13 protein-coding genes are annotated in these 16,397 nt (G+C 74.1%); 7 read left to right on the forward strand and 6 right to left on the reverse strand.

Annotation, left to right across the window (positions count from 1 at the left end; genetic code table 11):
• Positions 1-90 precede the first annotated feature (90 nt).
• Positions 91-462, reverse strand: a complete 372-nt coding sequence (locus ABZ915_RS08150; protein ID WP_361799421.1) for a VOC family protein — start codon at positions 460-462, stop codon at positions 91-93.
• A gap of 183 nt (positions 463-645) precedes the next feature.
• Here ABZ915_RS08150 and ABZ915_RS08155 point away from each other — a divergent pair, with 183 nt between their 5' ends.
• Positions 646-1,182: a hypothetical protein gene (locus ABZ915_RS08155; protein WP_361797779.1), complete on the forward strand. Its 537-nt coding sequence runs from the start codon at positions 646-648 to the stop codon at positions 1,180-1,182.
• Positions 1,183-1,263: 81 nt separating this feature from the next.
• Positions 1,264-1,779, forward strand: coding sequence for a DUF4232 domain-containing protein (locus ABZ915_RS08160; RefSeq protein ID WP_361797782.1), 516 nt, complete (start codon positions 1,264-1,266; stop codon positions 1,777-1,779).
• A 19-nt stretch (positions 1,780-1,798) separates the two neighbouring features.
• Here the strand turns inward: ABZ915_RS08160 and ABZ915_RS08165 are convergent, their stop codons facing one another.
• A complete protein-coding gene (locus ABZ915_RS08165; RefSeq protein WP_361797785.1) occupies positions 1,799-2,911 on the reverse strand; it encodes a DUF2786 domain-containing protein in 1,113 nt (370 codons plus the stop codon).
• Between the two features lie 139 nt (positions 2,912-3,050).
• Between ABZ915_RS08165 and ABZ915_RS08170 the strand changes: the two genes are divergently transcribed.
• The 3 genes from ABZ915_RS08170 to ABZ915_RS08180 all read left to right on the forward strand — a co-directional run bounded on the left by ABZ915_RS08170 (position 3,051) and on the right by ABZ915_RS08180 (position 6,227).
• Positions 3,051-3,677, forward strand: coding sequence for a LysE family translocator (locus ABZ915_RS08170; protein WP_361797788.1), 627 nt, complete (start codon positions 3,051-3,053; stop codon positions 3,675-3,677).
• 98 nt (positions 3,678-3,775) lie between these two features.
• Positions 3,776-4,507, forward strand: coding sequence for a Clp protease N-terminal domain-containing protein (locus ABZ915_RS08175; protein ID WP_361797791.1), 732 nt, complete (start codon positions 3,776-3,778; stop codon positions 4,505-4,507).
• A 34-nt stretch (positions 4,508-4,541) separates the two neighbouring features.
• A complete protein-coding gene (locus ABZ915_RS08180; protein WP_361797794.1) occupies positions 4,542-6,227 on the forward strand; it encodes a bifunctional 3'-5' exonuclease/DNA polymerase in 1,686 nt (561 codons plus the stop codon).
• Here ABZ915_RS08180 and ABZ915_RS08185 read toward each other — a convergent pair whose 3' ends face one another.
• From ABZ915_RS08185 to ABZ915_RS08200, 4 genes are all read right to left on the reverse strand, one after another.
• Positions 6,228-9,425 carry a BTAD domain-containing putative transcriptional regulator gene (locus ABZ915_RS08185; RefSeq protein WP_361799424.1) on the reverse strand — a complete coding sequence of 1,066 codons (3,198 nt, stop codon included), beginning with the start codon at positions 9,423-9,425 and terminating at the stop codon, positions 6,228-6,230.
• 447 nt (positions 9,426-9,872) lie between these two features.
• Positions 9,873-10,766 carry a glycosyltransferase gene (locus ABZ915_RS08190; RefSeq protein ID WP_361797797.1) on the reverse strand — a complete coding sequence of 298 codons (894 nt, stop codon included), beginning with the start codon at positions 10,764-10,766 and terminating at the stop codon, positions 9,873-9,875.
• 186 nt (positions 10,767-10,952) lie between these two features.
• Positions 10,953-13,337: an ABC transporter permease gene (locus ABZ915_RS08195; RefSeq protein WP_361797800.1), complete on the reverse strand. Its 2,385-nt coding sequence runs from the start codon at positions 13,335-13,337 to the stop codon at positions 10,953-10,955.
• Positions 13,334-14,035 (reverse strand): ABC transporter ATP-binding protein, encoded by a 702-nt coding sequence (locus ABZ915_RS08200; protein WP_361797803.1) that lies wholly within the window; start codon positions 14,033-14,035, stop codon positions 13,334-13,336. The genes ABZ915_RS08195 and ABZ915_RS08200 overlap by 4 nt, the downstream gene beginning before the upstream one ends.
• A 185-nt stretch (positions 14,036-14,220) precedes the next feature.
• Between ABZ915_RS08200 and ABZ915_RS08205 the strand changes: the two genes are divergently transcribed.
• Complete coding sequence (locus tag ABZ915_RS08205; RefSeq protein ID WP_361797806.1) at positions 14,221-15,666, forward strand: histidine kinase; 1,446 nt, start codon at positions 14,221-14,223, stop codon at positions 15,664-15,666.
• Positions 15,663-16,349: a response regulator transcription factor gene (locus ABZ915_RS08210; RefSeq protein WP_361797809.1), complete on the forward strand. Its 687-nt coding sequence runs from the start codon at positions 15,663-15,665 to the stop codon at positions 16,347-16,349. The genes ABZ915_RS08205 and ABZ915_RS08210 overlap by 4 nt, the downstream gene beginning before the upstream one ends.
• Positions 16,350-16,397 lie beyond the last annotated feature (48 nt).

Below are 16,397 nucleotides of genomic sequence, written 5' to 3' on the forward strand. Positions count from 1 at the left end.
AGTACATCCAGTACGAGGGCTCGCACCCGGCACGCCGAGAGCACGCACCGGACGCCGCTCCTTGACGGGCAAACGTTGCCTGCCGCGGCACTAGTCGCGAGCCTCCGTGAGCAGCATCAGGCCGTTGCCGTCGGGGTCCCGGAAGGAGGCCATCCGGCCCCAGGGGAAGTCACCGGGGCCCTCCACCGCGATCCCCGCCCCGGCGAGCCGTGCGCAGTCGGCGTCGACGTCGGTCGTGACCAACATGATCCCCCGAGCGGAGCCGGGCTCGAAATCCCCCATGCCCGGACCGGACAGCGTGAAGACGGTCTGCGCGCCCTTGGGGGCGACTTGCAGCCACCGGCCCTGCGGCATGGCCAGGTCGGCGGTGACCTCGAAGCCGAGGACGTCCGTGTAGAAGCGCAGGGCGCGGTCCTGGTCGGCGACCGGGAGGGTGAGGAAGGAGGCGTGGGTGATGTTCATACCGTTCATGCCGTTCATGTCCTCGACGATAGGTAGGTGTTTCCCTACCAGTCAAGCGTAGGGAAACGCCTACCTGTGCCTGCCCGTGCCTGCCTATGAGGTCCTCCTGGGAAGTGCTGGTAGCTTGCTGCGGTCCCGCCGGTCGACCGGCGGCCGTTTCCGGCTACAGCTTGGGAGCATGCAGTGACTTCCCCGACCAAGAAGGTGGCGCCGGCGGCGTCCACGAGGGTGCGGACAGCGGCCGCGGCGGCGGGGCTGGCGGGCGCGCTGGCGCTGACCGCGTGCGGCGGCGGGGGCGACTCCAAGAACGACTCCTCGACGGGCCCGAGCGCATCGGCGTCCGCTTCGGCCTCCTCGTCCGCGGACAGCGGGGGCGGCACGGGCGGGGTCACGGGCTCGTCCGGCGCCCTTCAGGGCAGCTGGCTCGCCACGACCGACGGCAAGGCCGTCGCCCTGGTCGTCACCGGCAAGAAGGCCGGGCTGTTCTCCACCGGCGGGACCGTGTGCAGCGGCACCGCCGGCGAGGAGGCCGGGATGGAGATGATCCACCTGAGCTGCGCCGACGGCAGCAAGGACCGGGCGACCGGGATGGTCGACTCGACCGGCAAGGACTCACTGAAGGTCACCTGGTCGGGCAAGGCCGGCAAGGAGACGTACACCAAGGCCGAGGGCGGCAAGCTGCCGTCGGGGCTGGCGACGGCGAGCTTCCCCGCGTCCTGAACGGTGGGGCGTGCGACGGGACTCCGCGCGCAGGCGCAATGATGCTGGGGCACCGTCACGCTCTCGACAGGGACACCATTCATGCGCGCCATTCCGCTCACCGTCACCGCCCTCGCCGCCGCCCTCGTCCTGACCGCCTGCGGCCACGGCGGCGGCAGCGGCGACAAGGGCAAGAACAGCTCCGCCTGCGAGATCGGCGGGGTCTCCGTGCAGATCGGCTCCGCGAGTGTGGCCCCGGCCGCCGGGGACACGGGCGAGGTGCCCGTCAGCATCACCAACCAGAGCGCGCCGTGCACCCTGGAGCACTTTCCCGGCGTCACGCTGGAAGGCGGCGGGGCCTCGGCGAGCCTCTCCGCCCAGCAGGGCGCGAAGGCGCAGAAGCTGAAGCTCGCCAAGGGCGACTCCGCGTCCTTCACCATCTCCTACGTACGGGGCGCGGCCGGCGGCAGGAACAGCCTCGCGGCCAAGACCGTGAAGATCACCCTGCCCGGCGGCAGCGCCGACCAGAGCTTCCCCTGGAAGTACGGTCCGGTGGCCGGGAAGACCAAGGCCGGCGACCAGGCCTCGGTGAGCGCCTTCCAGCAGGTCGGCGACTGAGGCTCGCCCCGACAGAGGCTCAGTCCAGGCGCGGGCGGGCCCCGACCTGGGCCCGGTCCGCCGCCCGGGCGCCCTCCGTCCAGCCCGCCGCGTCGCTCACACCGCGCAGCCGGGTCGTGGTGGTCTCCGGGAACAGGTTCTCCAGGCGGTGGGTGACGGCTGTCTCGCGGGTGGCCAGGACCGGGAGCAGGTCCTGGGTGACCTGGGTCCCGGCGACGGCCGCGAGGCGCTCGCCGACGCGGTGGGCGTAGGCCGCGAGGAACGACTGCCGGAAAGTCTTCGTCCGCTTGCGGCCGCCGGCTCGCTGGGCTGCCTCGGCCTTCGTCATCGCGCGCGTGGCCTGCACGAGGAGCGAGGTGTGGAGCAGCTCGACCGCCTCCAGGTCGGGCTCGAAGCCGACGACCGTGGAGAAGCCGAGCGGTTCGTTCCACACCGCCCGGCAGTGGTTGGCGGTGGCGACCGCGTCGAGCAGGACCGCCTTGGCCTGTTCGTACGGCGGTTCGACGCCGATCCGGCAGGCGCCGGGCGTGTCCGCCGAGGGCGCCCCGGCCGCGAGCAGCGCCTCGTCGACGCTGTGCCGGGCCATCAGCTCCTGCGCCTTGGCACTCAGCGCCTCCGCCTCCTCCGGGTACCCGGTCGCCTCCGCCTTGGCGAGCAGCGCCCGGATCCGGGTGAGCATGCGGGAGGCGGGCCGGTGCTGCTCCTGGCGGGGTTCGTCCAGGGGCTCCAGGGAGGGCAGCCGCAGCAGCAGGCGGTACACCTCGAGGACGGTGGTGGCGTGCGAGAAACGGTCGGCCACGCGCGCGGGTCCGTCCGGCTCCGGGAGGGCCTCGAGCTGCGCGGCCCAGCGCCGACCACGCAGCCGGTCCCCCGGCGCCTGCGCCCGGATGAGCTCCGCCGCCAGCGCCACGTGCGCGTCCTCCAGCTCGCGCCGCACCAGTCGTACGACGTCGGCGGGCTGCCAGCCGCGCCGCCAGGCCGTCGCGACCAGCTCCGTTCCACGCCGGGCCAGTTCGGCGTCCGCCCCGGGGTCGGCCGCGAGGAGTGACGCGCCCGTGTCCAGGCCGGGGTCGGAATCGTCGTACAGGGCGGCCCGGAAGGCGCGCTCGACGGTGCTGGTCTCGCTGCTCACCCGTCGATCGTGCCATGGGCCGCCGACAGCGGGCGGCGGCCGTCCACAGCCTGTGGACAACGGATGGGGTCGGACGGCCGGCGTCTCACTCCCCGAAATTCGGTCGCCCCGCCGCGGGGCCGCCCGAAGCATGGCCGGCATGGTCGACACATCTCTCTACGCGGCGTTCCTCGTCGCCGCCTTCGCGCTCTGTGTCACTCCCGGTCCCGACATGATGTTCATCGTGGCGATGGGCGGCCGGGGCGGTCCCTCGGCGGGGGTGACGGCCGCCGTCGGGGTGGCCTGCGCGATGTTCGTGCACGCGGTCGCCGCGGCGCTCGGGCTGTCGGCGCTGTTCCTGACGCTGCCGGTGCTCTACCACGTGCTGCGCTGGGCGGGCGCCGCCTATCTGCTGTACCTCGCGGTCAAGGCGTTCCGCGGCGGCTCCGCCCCGGTCGAGACGGACGGGGCCGCGGGGGCGGGACGGCGGTGGGCCTTCTGGCGAGGGGCCGTCACCAACCTGCTGAACCCCAAGGTGATCCTCTTCAACGTGTCCTTCCTGCCGCAGTTCGTGGACCCCGGGCTGGGGCATGTGCGCGAGCAGTTCCTCCTGCTCGGCGTCACGATCACGGTGATGGGCCTGGTGGTGGACGGCTCGGTCGGGCTGCTGTCGGGGAAGCTCGCCACGCTGCTGCGGCGCAGCCGGCGGGTGGCGCGGGGGCTGGACCTGTTCAGCGGGACGGTGTTCGCGGGGCTGGCGGTGCGGTTGGCGGCGACGCCCAAGTAGAGGAGTCGAGTTGAGGACCCGAGCAGAGGACGGGAGTAGAGCCCGATCGCTGTCAACTTCGGGTTGACGCCCCCTCGGTGTCAACCTAAGGTTGACATATGTCGACGAACCCGACCACGTCATCCGTACGTCTCGACGACCTCATCGCGGCGATCAAGAAGGTCCACGCCGAGCCCCTCGACCAGCTCCAGGACGCGGTGATCGCCGCGGATCACCTCGGTGAGGTGGCCGACCATCTGATCGGCCACTTCGTGGACCAGGCCCGGCGCTCCGGTGCGTCCTGGACCGACATCGGCCAGAGCATGGGCGTCACCCGGCAGGCCGCGCAGAAGCGGTTCGTGCCGAAGGAGTCCACCGACCTGGACCCGAACCAGGGCTTCGGGCGGTACACCACGCGCGCCCGCAACGTGGTGATGACCTCGCACAACGAGGCCAAGGCCGCTCCCCACACCGAGGTCGTGCCGGCCCATCTGGTCCTCGGCCTGCTCGCCGAGCCCGACGGCCTGGCCGCCAAGGCGATCGCCGCCCGGGGCGTCTCCGCCGACGCCGTGCGGGCAGCCGCGACCGCCGCGCTCCCGCCCGCCGCCGAACAGGCCCTGGAGCTCGTCCCGTACAGCTCCGACGCCAAGAAGGTCCTGGAACTCACCTTCCGCGAGGCCCTCCGCCTCGGACACAACTACATCGGCACCGAGCACATCCTGCTGGCCCTGCTGGAGTTCGAGCACGGCACCGGGGTGCTGTCCGGCCTCGGTATCGAGAAGGAACCGGTGGAGGCCCAGCTCGCCGAGGCCCTGGAGAAGTTTCTTCAGGCCCCGCCCCAGCCGAGCTGAGGCCGTTGTCAGACCCCCCTGCCACACTCCAGTCATGACCGACCGCTGGGCGCTCGCGCCGGCCGAGGACGGTGGCGTGGAGCTCGCCCCCCTCGGCCCGGACGGGCTGCCCTGCGGGCCGGTGCGGCGGGAGCCCGATCTCGCCGGGGCGGTGCGGAGCCGCCCGGAGGTGACGCGCTGGGTGTGGCGGTCGACCGCCGAGGTCTATCCGCGTCTGCTCGCCACGGGGGTGCGAGTGGAGCGGTGCTACGACATCGAGGACGCCGAGACACTGCTGCTGGGCCACGAGGGGCGGTACGGCGAGCCGCGTTCGGCCGCCGCCGCCCTGGCCCGCCTCCGGGGCGGCCCCGTACCGCCCGATCCACCGCAGCGCGCCGCCGAACCGGGCGCGCAGTCCCCGCTGTTCGAGCCGCAGGGCACCCGCCTGCCGCTGGCGGACCTCCTCGCGGTCTACGCCGAGCAGCAGCGGCGGCACGACCGGGCCGCGCACCCCGACCGGATGCGGCTGCTGACGGCGTCCGAGTCGGCGGGGATGCTGGTGGCCGCAGAGATGAACCGCGCGGGACTGCCGTGGAGCGCGGACGTCCACCGCGAGCTGCTGCGCGATCTGCTCGGCGAGCGGTACGCGGGCGGGGGCGAACCCCGCCGGCTGGCCGAGCTGGCGGACGAGGTGTCCGCGGCGTTCGGCCGCAGGGTGCGGCCCGACCTGCCCGCCGATGTCGTCAAGGCCTTCGCCCAGGCCGGGATCAAGGTGAAGTCCACCCGCCGCTGGGAGATCGAATCCCTCGACCACCCGGCCGTGAAGCCGCTGCTGGAGTACAAGAAGCTGTACCGCATCTGGGTCGCGCACGGCTGGACCTGGCTGCACGACTGGGTGCGCGAGGGGCGGTTCCGGCCGGAGTTCCTCGCGGGCGGGACGGTCACCGGGCGCTGGGTCACCAACGGCGGGGGCGCGCTCCAGATACCCAAGGTGATCCGGCGGGCGGTGGTCGCCGACCCCGGCTGGCGGCTGGTGGTCGCCGACGCCGACCAGATGGAGCCGCGGGTGCTGGCGGCGATCTCCCGGGATCCGGGGCTGATGGAGGTGGCCGGCCGGGCGAGCGACCTGTACCAGTCCGTCTCCGACCGGGCCTTCTCCGGCGACCGCGCGCAGGCCAAGCTCGCCGTGCTCGGCGCGGTCTACGGCCAGACCTCCGGTGACGGCCTGAAGAACCTCGCCGCGCTCAGACGCCGTTTCCCCAAGGCCGTGGCGTACGTCGACGACGCGGCGCGGGCCGGTGAGGAGGGGCGGCTGGTGCGCACCTGGCTGGGGCGGACCTGCCCGCCCGCGGCCGGGGCCGACCAGGACGCGGCGGAGGAAGCCGGCATCCCGGCCGGGGAGGAGGAGTCCGACGGGCAGCAGTGGGTGCCCGGTTACGCCTCCACCAACGCCCGCGCCCGTGGCCGCTTCGCCCGCAACTTCGTGGTGCAGGGCAGTGCCGCCGACTGGGCCCTGCTGCTGCTCGCCGCGCTGCGCCGGGCCTGTGCGGACCTGGCGGCCGAGCTGGTCTTCTTCCAGCACGACGAGGTGATCGTGCACTGTCCCGAGGAGGAGGCCGAGACGGTGGTGGCGGCGATCCGGGAGGCGGCGGACCTGGCGGGGCGGCTGACGTTCGGCCAGACGCCGGTGAGGTTTCCGTTCACGACCGCGGTGGTGGAGTGCTATGCCGACGCCAAGTGATCATCCGTTCGCGGCGAGCAGCTCCCGCAGCTGTGCCACGACCGCCTTCTCGTCCGTGCCGTCCAGCGCGGCGAGCGCCTCGCGCCAGGCCTCGTACGCCTCCCGAACACGCCCCTCCTCGCGCAGCAGGAACCCGTGCTGGTGGCGGGCGAGGCCGCCCATGTAGCGGTCGGCGCGGGCGTCCGCGCGGGTCAGCAGTTCGGCGCACTCGCGCCCGGCGCGTTCGGTGCGGCCCAGCTGCCGGAGCGCGCGGACCAGGCCGAGCCGGGTCTGGGACTCGCCGTGCCAGTCGCCGTGGCCGCCGAGGATGCGCAGGCTCTCCTCGAAGTGCGTGGCGGCGGCGGCCGGTTCGCCGAGGGTGAGGTGGGCGTAGCCGGTGTTGCAGTGCGCGGAGTGCTGCACGATGACGGCGCCGATCGCGTCCCCGATCGCCAGCGAGCGCCGGTGCTGTTCGATGGCGGCGCGCGGGTCGGTGTGCTCGTACAGGTTGCCGAGGTGGCTGTAGGTGATGGCCTCCCCGTAGGGGTCGTTGAGCTGCCGCGAGTACTCCAGGCTCTGCCGCAGCGCCTCGCCGGACTCCGCGTACCGGCCGAGGCCCTCCAGCAGCAGGCCCCGGTTGTTGAGGCAGCGCCGGATCCAGGAGACCGTGCCCAGGCGCCGCCAGATCGTCAGGGCCTGGTCGGTGAGGGCGAGGGCGTCGTTCTGCCGGCCGGTCAGGAAGTGCAGGCCCGCCAGGTCGCCCAGCGCGTACGCCTCGGCCGCCTCGTCGCCGAGCCGCCGTGCCGTGCCCAGGGCGGCCCGGCCGAGCACCTCCATCTCGGCCACCCGGCCGCCGCGCTGGAGACAGGGGAAGAACAGCCGCACGAGCGTGGCGAGATGGGCGGCCTGCCGGTCGTCGGGGGTCTCGGCGTACCGCTCGACCAGGGCGACGACGCTCTCCAGTTCCTCGTCGCCCCAGGCGAAGGCCTCCTCGGCGGAGCCGAAGGGCGGTACGGCCCGCACCTCCGCCGCGTGTGTCGGCGGCTGGGCGGCCGTCGGGCGGCGGCGGTCGTCCTGGTCGAGGCCCTGTTCCACGATGGCGGTGAGGGTGCGCTCGGCGACGGCGGCGTACCAGCGCAGGGCCGCGGTGGCGGCGGCGGTGTCCTCGCCGGCGGCGGTGAGTTCCCGGGCGAAGTCGCGGACGAGGTCGTGGGGTGCGTAGCGGCCGTACGCGGTCTCCTCCAGCAGGGCGACGTCGACCAGGCGGTCGAGGGCGGCCTCGGCCCGGCGCTCGTCGGTGCCGGTGAGACGGGCGATCAGGGCCGCGCCGTACGCGGGCAGGTCGAGGGCGCCGATGCGGCGCAGGGCGCGGGCCGCGTCCCGGTCGGCCTCGCGCACGGAGGCGGCGAGCGCGTCGTGCGCGACGGCCAGGGAGCGGCGGACGCTCAGGTCGTCGTACTCCAGGTGGTGCAGGCGGCCTTCGGTGGCGGCCAGTTGGCCGGCGAGGACGTCCGGGGTGAGGGCGCGGCGGGCGGCGAGCCGGGCGGCGACCACCCGCAGGGCGAGCGGCAGGCGGCCGGTCAGCTCGACGAGGGGGTGCCCGGCGTCGAGCCCGTCGCGGCCGGAGACCGTGCGCAGCAGGGCCGCGCTGTCCTCGCCGGTCAGCGGCCCGAGCGGGAAGCGGTCGGCGCCGTCGAGGGCGGTCAGCGGGGAGCGGCTGGTGACGATCACCGCGCATCCGGCGCCGGCCGGCAGCAGTGGCCGTACCTGCGCGGCGTTGGCGGCGTCGTCCAGCACCATGAGGGTGCGGGTCGGCGCGAGCAGGGAGCGCAGCAACGCGGCGGCCGCGTCCGGATGTTCGGGGATGCTGCGGGGGTCGGCGCCGAGGTCGCGCAGGAGGGCGCCGAGGGCCTGGGCGGGGGGCAGCGGGGACATGCCGGGGGTGGCGCCGTGCAGGCTGACGTACAACTGCCCATCAGGGAATCGTTCCCGCAGCTGGTGTGCCACATGGAGGGCCAGGGCGCTCTTGCCGACGCCGGCCATGCCGCTGATGACGGCGACGACGGGGGGCCGTGCGTGGCCGTCCTCGGCGTGGCCGTCGTCCGCACCGGGGCGGGCGAGGGCGCGGCGCAGGTCCTGGAGTACGGCGACGCGACCGGTGAAATGCGCTGGTGGTGGCGGGAGTTGGGCGGGCGGAGTGGCGTTCCTGCGCGTGGCCGCGGGGGTGTGCGACGGGACAGGGGTGTCCTCTTGGGACGGCGCGCCGTCGTCCTCCTCCCGGCCTACAGGGGCGGTCGCCGCTTCGGAGTCCGTCCGTTCGCCCCCCGTCCGCTCGGCCTCCTCCGCCCCCCGCAGCACCTCGACATGGGCTTTGCGTATCGCCGGGCCAGGCTCGATGCCGAGTTCCTCGACCAGGCGGGTGCGCAGGTCGCGGTGGACGGCGAGGGCCTCGGCCTGGCGGCCGGTGCGGTGCAGGGCCAGCATGAGCTGGCGGTGGAAGGCCTCGCGCAGGGAATGTTCGGCCACCAGGGCGGCCAACTCCGGGACCAGGGAGGACAGCCGGGGGCCGCCGAGGGCCAGCTCGGCGTCGTACCGCCACTCCAGCAGGAGCAGCCGCGCTTCCTCCAGGCGCTGGGTGAAGGCGTATCCGCCGAGTTCGGCGGGCAGCCCGCTCAGCGGCGCGCCCCGCCACAGCGCGAGCGCCGCCGTGCAGGCGCGCAGCACGCCCGCCCAGTCCCGGCGGCTGTGCGCGGTCCGCGCCTCGGTCACCCGCGCGTCGAAGAGGTGCACGTCCAACTCGCCGTCGTAGACGCGCAGCTGATAGCCCGGCGGTACGGCCCGCAGCCGCTCCGGGTCGTCGAGGATCCGCCGCAGCCGGGTGACGTGGTTGTGCAGCGAGGCCCGCGCCGAGGCGGGCGGCGCACCGCCCCACAGCGCGTCCTTGAGCGCGTCGACCGACACGACGCGGCCGGCCTCCAGCAGCAGCGCGGCGAGCAGGGCACGCACCTTGGGGCTGCCGATCGGCCGGACCGAGGGGGCCGAGCCGCTGCGGTCCCCGGTGTCGTGGATGTCGTGGGCGTCGCGGCCGCGGCCCGTGCGGGATTCGTGGACGAGCGGGTCGCCGGCGTCCTCCACGGCGTTGTACGAAATACCGTACGCCGCACGGTCGTACAGGACGGGTGGGCCCAGCAGTCCGAACCGCAGCTCGCACCGCCGCATCTCGCCGTCCACTGCCTTCCCGCGCGGTCATACCGGACCGTGCTCCGCGGCGGGCGCGCGCCCGCCGTCCGTGGCGGAATTCCGCCCTGTCCCCGACGGTATCCCGCCACCTGCCCTCTGTCGGTTACCGCCGGAATCCGTTACGGTTCCGGCCTACGGCCGCCGTCGCCCGGCGAGTTCACGCCATCCGATCGACTGCCTCAGAAGAAACCGTTGGCCACATGTTAGCGATCCGTTGGCGCGTCCTGATGTGATCGTTCCACGGAGCTGGCCCGACGGCGCGCGCGTACGACGCGCAACTCGGGGGAGTGTCGCCGCAGGCCGGATCCGGGGACGCAAGAGGGCCCCGGTCGGCGGAGGTGACCGACCGGGGTCCTTGTCCCGTCCGTCTCCCCCGTCTGTCTCCCCTGCCTGTCTTCCCCGCCCGTCTCCCCGTTCGGCTTCGTGTCAGATGACGGGCGGGCGTCCCAGGCGGGTCAGCCGCCACACCGTCCGCCAGCGCATGGGCCGTCGCTCCCCGGCGGATTCGCGCAGTCCTTCCACGAATCCGCCGAACCAGGCCCTGAGGCCGGCGGCCGACCGGGTGCGCAGGAGGGTGAGCAGCGTCCACACGCCCAGGTGGACCGGGATCAGCGGCAGGGGCAGCCGGCGCCGGACCAGCCAGACGCGGTTGCGGGCGGTCACCCGGTGGTAGATGGCGTGCCGGGCGGGCGAGGTCTTCGGGTGCCGCAGGAGCAGTTCGGGCGCGTAGAGGATCTTCCAGCCGGCGTCGGCGGCCCGCCACGCCAGATCGGTCTCCTCGTGCGCGAAGAAGAACTCGGCGGCCCAGTCACCGGTTTCGGCCAGCATCCGCATGCTCAGGGCGTGCCCGCCGCCGAGGAACCCGGTCACGTAGCCGCCCCGCATCGGGTCCGAGGCGCCGACCCGGGGCACGTGCCGCTGCTGGGTCTCGCCGTTCTCGTCGGCGATGCGGAAGCCGACGATGCCCAGGCGCGGGTCGGCGGCGTACAGGTCCCGCACCCGGCGCAGTACGTCGGCGTCGACCAGCAGCCCGTCGTCGTCGAGGTCGACCACGACGTCCACGTCGCCGAACTCCCGCAGCCGGGCGAGGGCGACGTTCCGCCCGCCGGGGCAGCCGAGGTTGTCGTCCACGTCGAGGGTGGTGACCTCGCCGGGCAGTGACAGCCGCCGGGCGAACTCGGGCAGCCGGCAGCCGTTGCCGACGATGACGATCCGGGCGGGGGCGAGGTCCTGCTTGGCCACGGACTCCAGCAGGGCGTCGACTTCGGCGGGCCGGTTGCCCATGGTCACCACGGCGACGGCGATCCTCGGCTCCACCACGTCCCTCACCTCATGCGGCCGACGGCAACCCCACGCCCTGTGCGCGCGAGGTCTCCGTTCACCAAGATGTTGCCTCAGGGGCTCCGCTCTTCCCGACTCCGGTTTACTTTTGCGGCGGCTTTGCCCCGCTTTGGGTCGGGCGTGCGCCCGCTTCACATCCGTATACGGCCCCGGGCGCGCGCCCGCTCATTCGGTGCGCAGCGCACCGGCGGTGTCCCCCCTGGCCGCCCACCCGGCCGGCAGCAGCGCGCCCGCGACCGCGATGACCAGCCCGCCGAGGGCGAGCAGGACGAGCTGGGGCGCGTGGTAGACGGCGATGTCCGACGGGGGCAGGGTCATGCCGACCGCATCGCCCATCAGGGGAGTGACGTACCGGTGCAGGGCGACCCCCACCGGAACCCCCGCCAGCCCGGCGAGCAGCCCGGTCCCGGCGACCGAGGTGACGACCATGGCCACGGTCTGCCGCGGGCTCATCCCCAGGGCCTTGAGGACGCCGAGGTCGTGGACGCGGTCACGGGTGTCGAGGAGAACCGTGTTGAGCACGCCCAGGCCCGCCACCGCCACGAGCATCAGGGTGAGCGTGCCGATCAGCGCGTCCATGGTCATGATGACGTCGGACTCGTTCCCCGTGTCGGCCATGGCGACCGCGCCGGCCGGCTGGAGGGCGGTCCGGAGCGAGGCGAGGTAGTGCGCGAGGTTCGTACCCGGCTTCGTCCGCACGTCGTACCGGCCCGGTGTCGCGTCGAGTCCCAGGTCCGCGAGGGTCGAGGTACGGGTGAGGAGTTCCATGCCCTCGCCCTCGGTGAAGAACGCCTCGCCGACGATCCGTACCGTGGTGTGCCGCCCCTGCTCGGTCAGGGGCACCGTGTCGCCCACGTGGATTCCGGCGGCGTCGAGGAAGCGGCGGGTGACCACCGCCTGGCGCGGGCCGTCGAGCCAGTGGCCCGAGACCATCCGGGGGGCGGCCCAGGAGGCGTCGCCCTGGTAGGCGACCACGGTCGTGGCGCCGGTGATCCCGGACGCGTTCACCTGCGCCTGGGCGATGCCGTAGAACCGGGCGGTCCCGGGCTGGGCGCGGAGTGCGGCGGCGACCCGGGCCGGGTCGGCCTTCGGCCGGTCCCGCCCACCGGCCGCGGGGACCGCCTGGGCGCCCGGCGGGGCCTGCGAGCCGCCCGCCGCCACGGTCACCGAACCGGCCGAGCCGAGCATGCGGCCCGACTGGACCGCCCCGAGCGTCAGGGCGAGCCCGACCCCGAACGTGACGGTGACCGCGCCGAAGACGACCGCGGCGGCCGTCGCGGCCGAGCGCGCCGGGCGGGTGAACGGGTGCGCCAGCCCCAGCCCGACCGCACGCGGCACCGGCAGCCGTCCCGTCAGCCGCCGTACCGCACGCCCCCGTCCCGCGCGGGGCGTGCGCCCCACCGTGATCGCCTCCACGGTGCGCAGCCGGCCGGCGCGCAACGCGGGCGGCAGCGCGGCCAGCGCCACCAGGACGAGGGCGGCCGCGGGCACCGCGACGTCGATCCACACCGGGATCGACGCCGACGGCCCGTCGAAGGCCTCGCCGACGTCACCGAGCACCGGGACGGCCAGCAGATTGCCCAGGGCCAGCCCCAGCACGCAGCCGATCCCCGCCGGGATCAGCGCCTGCCCGACGTAGGCCCGCACCACCTGCGCCGGGGTGAAGCCGAGGGACTTCAGAATGCCGATGCGCCGGGTCGCGGCGCCCACCGCGCCACTCACCACGATGCCGATGACCAGCACCGACAGCAGCAGTCCGAGAACACCGAAGGCGGCCAGGAAGGGCACGAACGCCATCGCGTTGGCGGTCTCCCGCTGCCGGACGGTCAGATACGACTGCGCCCCGGTCATCGCCCCCTTCGGTACCGCAGCGCCGATCGCGGCCCGGTCGGCGGCCACTTCGGCGCCGGTACCGGCGTGCCGGAAGCGGTAGAGCATCTCGTACGCGGGTGCGCCGCCCGTCCCGGTCAGGGCCTCGGCCTGCGCGGGGGTCACCCAGGCGTCCGCGGTGCCGGTCACCGAACGGGCGACGCCCACCACGGTCAGGGTCGGGCCGCCCGGTGCGTCGGGGATCTTCAGCCGGGCGCCCGGACGCAGCGGAACCGTGCCGACGGCCAGCACGATCTGGCCCGGACGGGTGGCCCAGGTGCCCTCCGTGAGGGTGACCCGGTCGACCGGCCCTCCGGCCGCGGTCCGGCCCACGACGGTCAGCGGCGGCAGGTCGACCCCGGCGGGCAGCATGTCCGACGCGGAGACCGTGCGGGGGCGCGCGGACAGGGTCGCGAAGGGGCCCGCCACGTCGGTCACCCCGGCCGCGTGCGCGGTGGCCGCGAGCCGCGCCGGCATCACCCTCGTCCCGTCGAACCGTGCGGTCAGGTGGGCGCCGTGGCGCTGGGCGAAGGCGTGGTCGAAGGGCGCCCGGGACGCCAGGAGGAGCCCGGCGGCGAGGACGGAGGCCGTGACGGACATGAACGTGGTCATGATCAGTACGGCGGTCTGGACGCGGCGACGGCCCACTCCGGCGCGGACGACTCGGGCGAGGGCGCTCATCGGGCCACCCCCACGGAGGCGCTGTCGCGGACGACGCGGCCGTCGACCAGTTCGACGGTGCGGGTGGCGCAGGAACGGGCCAGGCCCAGGTCGTGGGTGACGAGGACGATCGTCTGGCCTTCCGCGTTGAGGTCGGTCAGCAGCTCACGGACGTCCTCGCCGGCGGCGGTGTCCAGCGCGCCCGTCGGCTCGTCGGCCAGCAGCAGGGCCGGACGGTTCATCAGGGCGCGGGCCACGGCGACCCGTTGCCGTTCGCCGCCGGACAGCCGGCCGGGGTAGGCGTCGGCGTGCCGGTCGATGCGCAGGTGCTCCAGCAGTCCGGCGGCACGTCTGCGGGCCTCGGCCCGGGGCAGGCCGGCCAGTTGGGCCGGGAGGAGCACGTTGTCGGTGACGGTCAGGTCGTCGAGGAGGTTGAAGAACTGGAAGACCATGCCGATCCGGGTCCGCCGGTACTGCGCTGACGCGGCCTCGCTCAGTTCGTCCACCCGCAGGCCGGCGACCGTGACGCTGCCCGTGCTCGGCCGGTCGAGCCCGGCGATCAGGTTGAGCAGCGTCGACTTGCCGCTGCCGGACGGGCCGAGGACGGCGACCGCCTCTCCGGCGCACACGCTCAGGGTCACGTCGGCGAGGGCCGGGGGGCCTTCGCCGTACGTTCTGGTGGCGTCCCGGATGTCGATGACGGGCGGGTTCGTTGTCATGGGGCCCGAAGGTAGGGGCCGGACGGTGCCGGGGGCGTCGGCCGCGACGGCGAACCCGGCTGCCGTTTCCGGATGACCCGGCGGGGGCGTCATCCTCGCGATGTACGCGGGGGTTGCAGCGCCCCGCCGTGCCGTCCGCGCCGGGAGGGATGTGGGTGGGAGCGGGAGGTTGCCACACTGGGCGCATGGCCGGGGCTGTGGGGGCGGGTATCGCGGGGATCGCAAGGATCGCAAGGATCGCGGGGCGGTGGCGGTCGGGCGTCGCCGCGGTACTCGCTCGGCTTCCGCTGCCGGCCCCGGTGCCGCTGCTGGGCCGGGGCCCGCTGCCGCGCCCGTCCCGCTGGGCGTGGGTGGCCGACGGGATCCTCGCCGTCGTGCTCGCCGCCTGCACGGTGGGCAGTACGCAGCGGCAGGACCACGGCGCGTTCCCGGTTCCGCCGGCCGGGGGACCGTGGGTGGATCCGGGATCGGCAGGGGCAACGGCGCAGGGCGGCGCGCCTGTTGTGCCCAGCGTGCCGGATGCGCCCGGTGCGCCGCTGCCCGGTGTACGGGGCCTCGAACAGGCGGCCGTCTCACCCGGGCTGCTGGTGCTGGCGGCCCTGACGGCGTTGCCCCTGGTGGTGCGGAGGCGGTATCCGCTGGCCTCGTTCTGGGCGGTGACCGCCGTGAGCCTGGCGTTCGGGCGACGCCTCGGCGGGGGCGACGCAACCGTGTACACCTTCCTCTCCTGTGTGGTCGCCGCCTACAGCGCCGCCGTGTACAGCCCGCACCGGGTGGGCGCCCTCGCCAGTGTGGTGCTCGGCGCCGGCCTGCTCGCCGCGTTCCACGACGAGACCTTCCCGCACCTCACACCTGGTCTGCTGCCGTTCCTCGCACTGCTCGGAGTCGGCTTCGGCGCCGGCGCGGTGCACACCTGGAAACAGCGGGTACGCGTCCTGCGGGAGGAGCAGCGGGCCGCCACCCGGCTGGCCGTGGAACGCGAACGCTCCCGAATCGCACGTGAGTTGCACGACATCGTCACCCACAATGTGAGCGTGATGGTCATCCAGGCGGGCGCGGCCCGCAAGGTGATGGACGCAGCGCCGGACCGGGCCCGCGAGGCCCTCCTCGCCGTCGAGGCCGGCGGGCGCACCGCGATGACCGAACTGCGCCATGTCATGGGACTGCTCACCATGGCGGACTCGGACGTTCCCCCGGACCGTACGTCGGACCCCGAGCTGGCGCCGCAACCGGGCCTGGCGCAGGTGGACGCCCTCACCGCGCGTGTGCGGGCGACCGGCGTCCCCGTCGAACTGACGGTCACCGGCACCCCGGCGCCGCTGCCCGCCGGGGCCGATCTGGCCGCGTACCGCGTGGTGCAGGAGGCGCTGACCAACACGGTCAAGCACGCCGCCGGCGCCCGTGTCCGGGTCGCCGTCGAGCACACCCCGGACGCCGTGCACATCGAGGTGTCCGACACCGGCGGCACCTCCGCGGCACCGGCCGGCCCCGGCGGCGGCCGTGGCCTGACCGGCCTGCGCGAACGCCTCGCCGTCTACGGGGGCACGTTGGAGGCGGGCGAACGTCCCACCGGCGGCTTCCGGGTCCGCGCGGTCGTCCCCGCCGCCCCACCGGTCCAGGAGCTCTCATGACCCCACCGCCGCGCGTGCTGATCGCCGACGATCAGGCGCTGGTACGTACGGGCTTCGGCATGATCCTGACCGCGGACGGCGTCGACGTCGTGGCCGAGGCCGCCGACGGCGACGAAGCGGTCGAAGCCGTCCACCGCACCCGCCCCGACCTGGTCCTGATGGACATCCGGATGCCCGGCACCGACGGTCTGGAAGCCACCCGGCGCATCCTGTCCGGCGCCCTGCCCGAGCCGCCCCGCGTCATCATGCTGACCACCTTCGACCTCGACCGCTACGTCTACGCCGCGCTCACCGCGGGCGCCAGCGGCTTCCTCCTCAAGGACGTCACCCCGGAGCACCTGGTCGCCGCCGTCCGCCTCGCCCGCAACGGCGACGCGCTGCTGGCCCCCGCCATCACCCGCCGCCTCATCGAACGCTTCGTCTCGCAGGACCCCGACTCCCCCGCCCTCCACCGCGACCTGGCGGCCCTCACCCCGCGCGAACTCGAAGTCCTGCGCACGCTCGCCACCGGCCTGAGCAACGCCGAACTGGCCGCCCGCTTCCGCCTCAGCGAGGCCACCGTGAAAACCCACGTCGCCCGCATCCTCGCCAAACTCCGCCTGCGCGACCGCGCCCAGGCCGTCGTCGTGGCCTATGAGACGGGGCTGATCGTGCCGAGGACCGGCCAAGGACAAGACCATTAGAACACCGGAGCTTTACCTTCCTTTTGCATAGAACGTTTCATATAATCG

The sequence above is a fragment of the Streptomyces sp. NPDC046915 genome, from assembly GCF_040644935.1.
GTDB lineage: Bacteria > Actinomycetota > Actinomycetes > Streptomycetales > Streptomycetaceae > Streptomyces.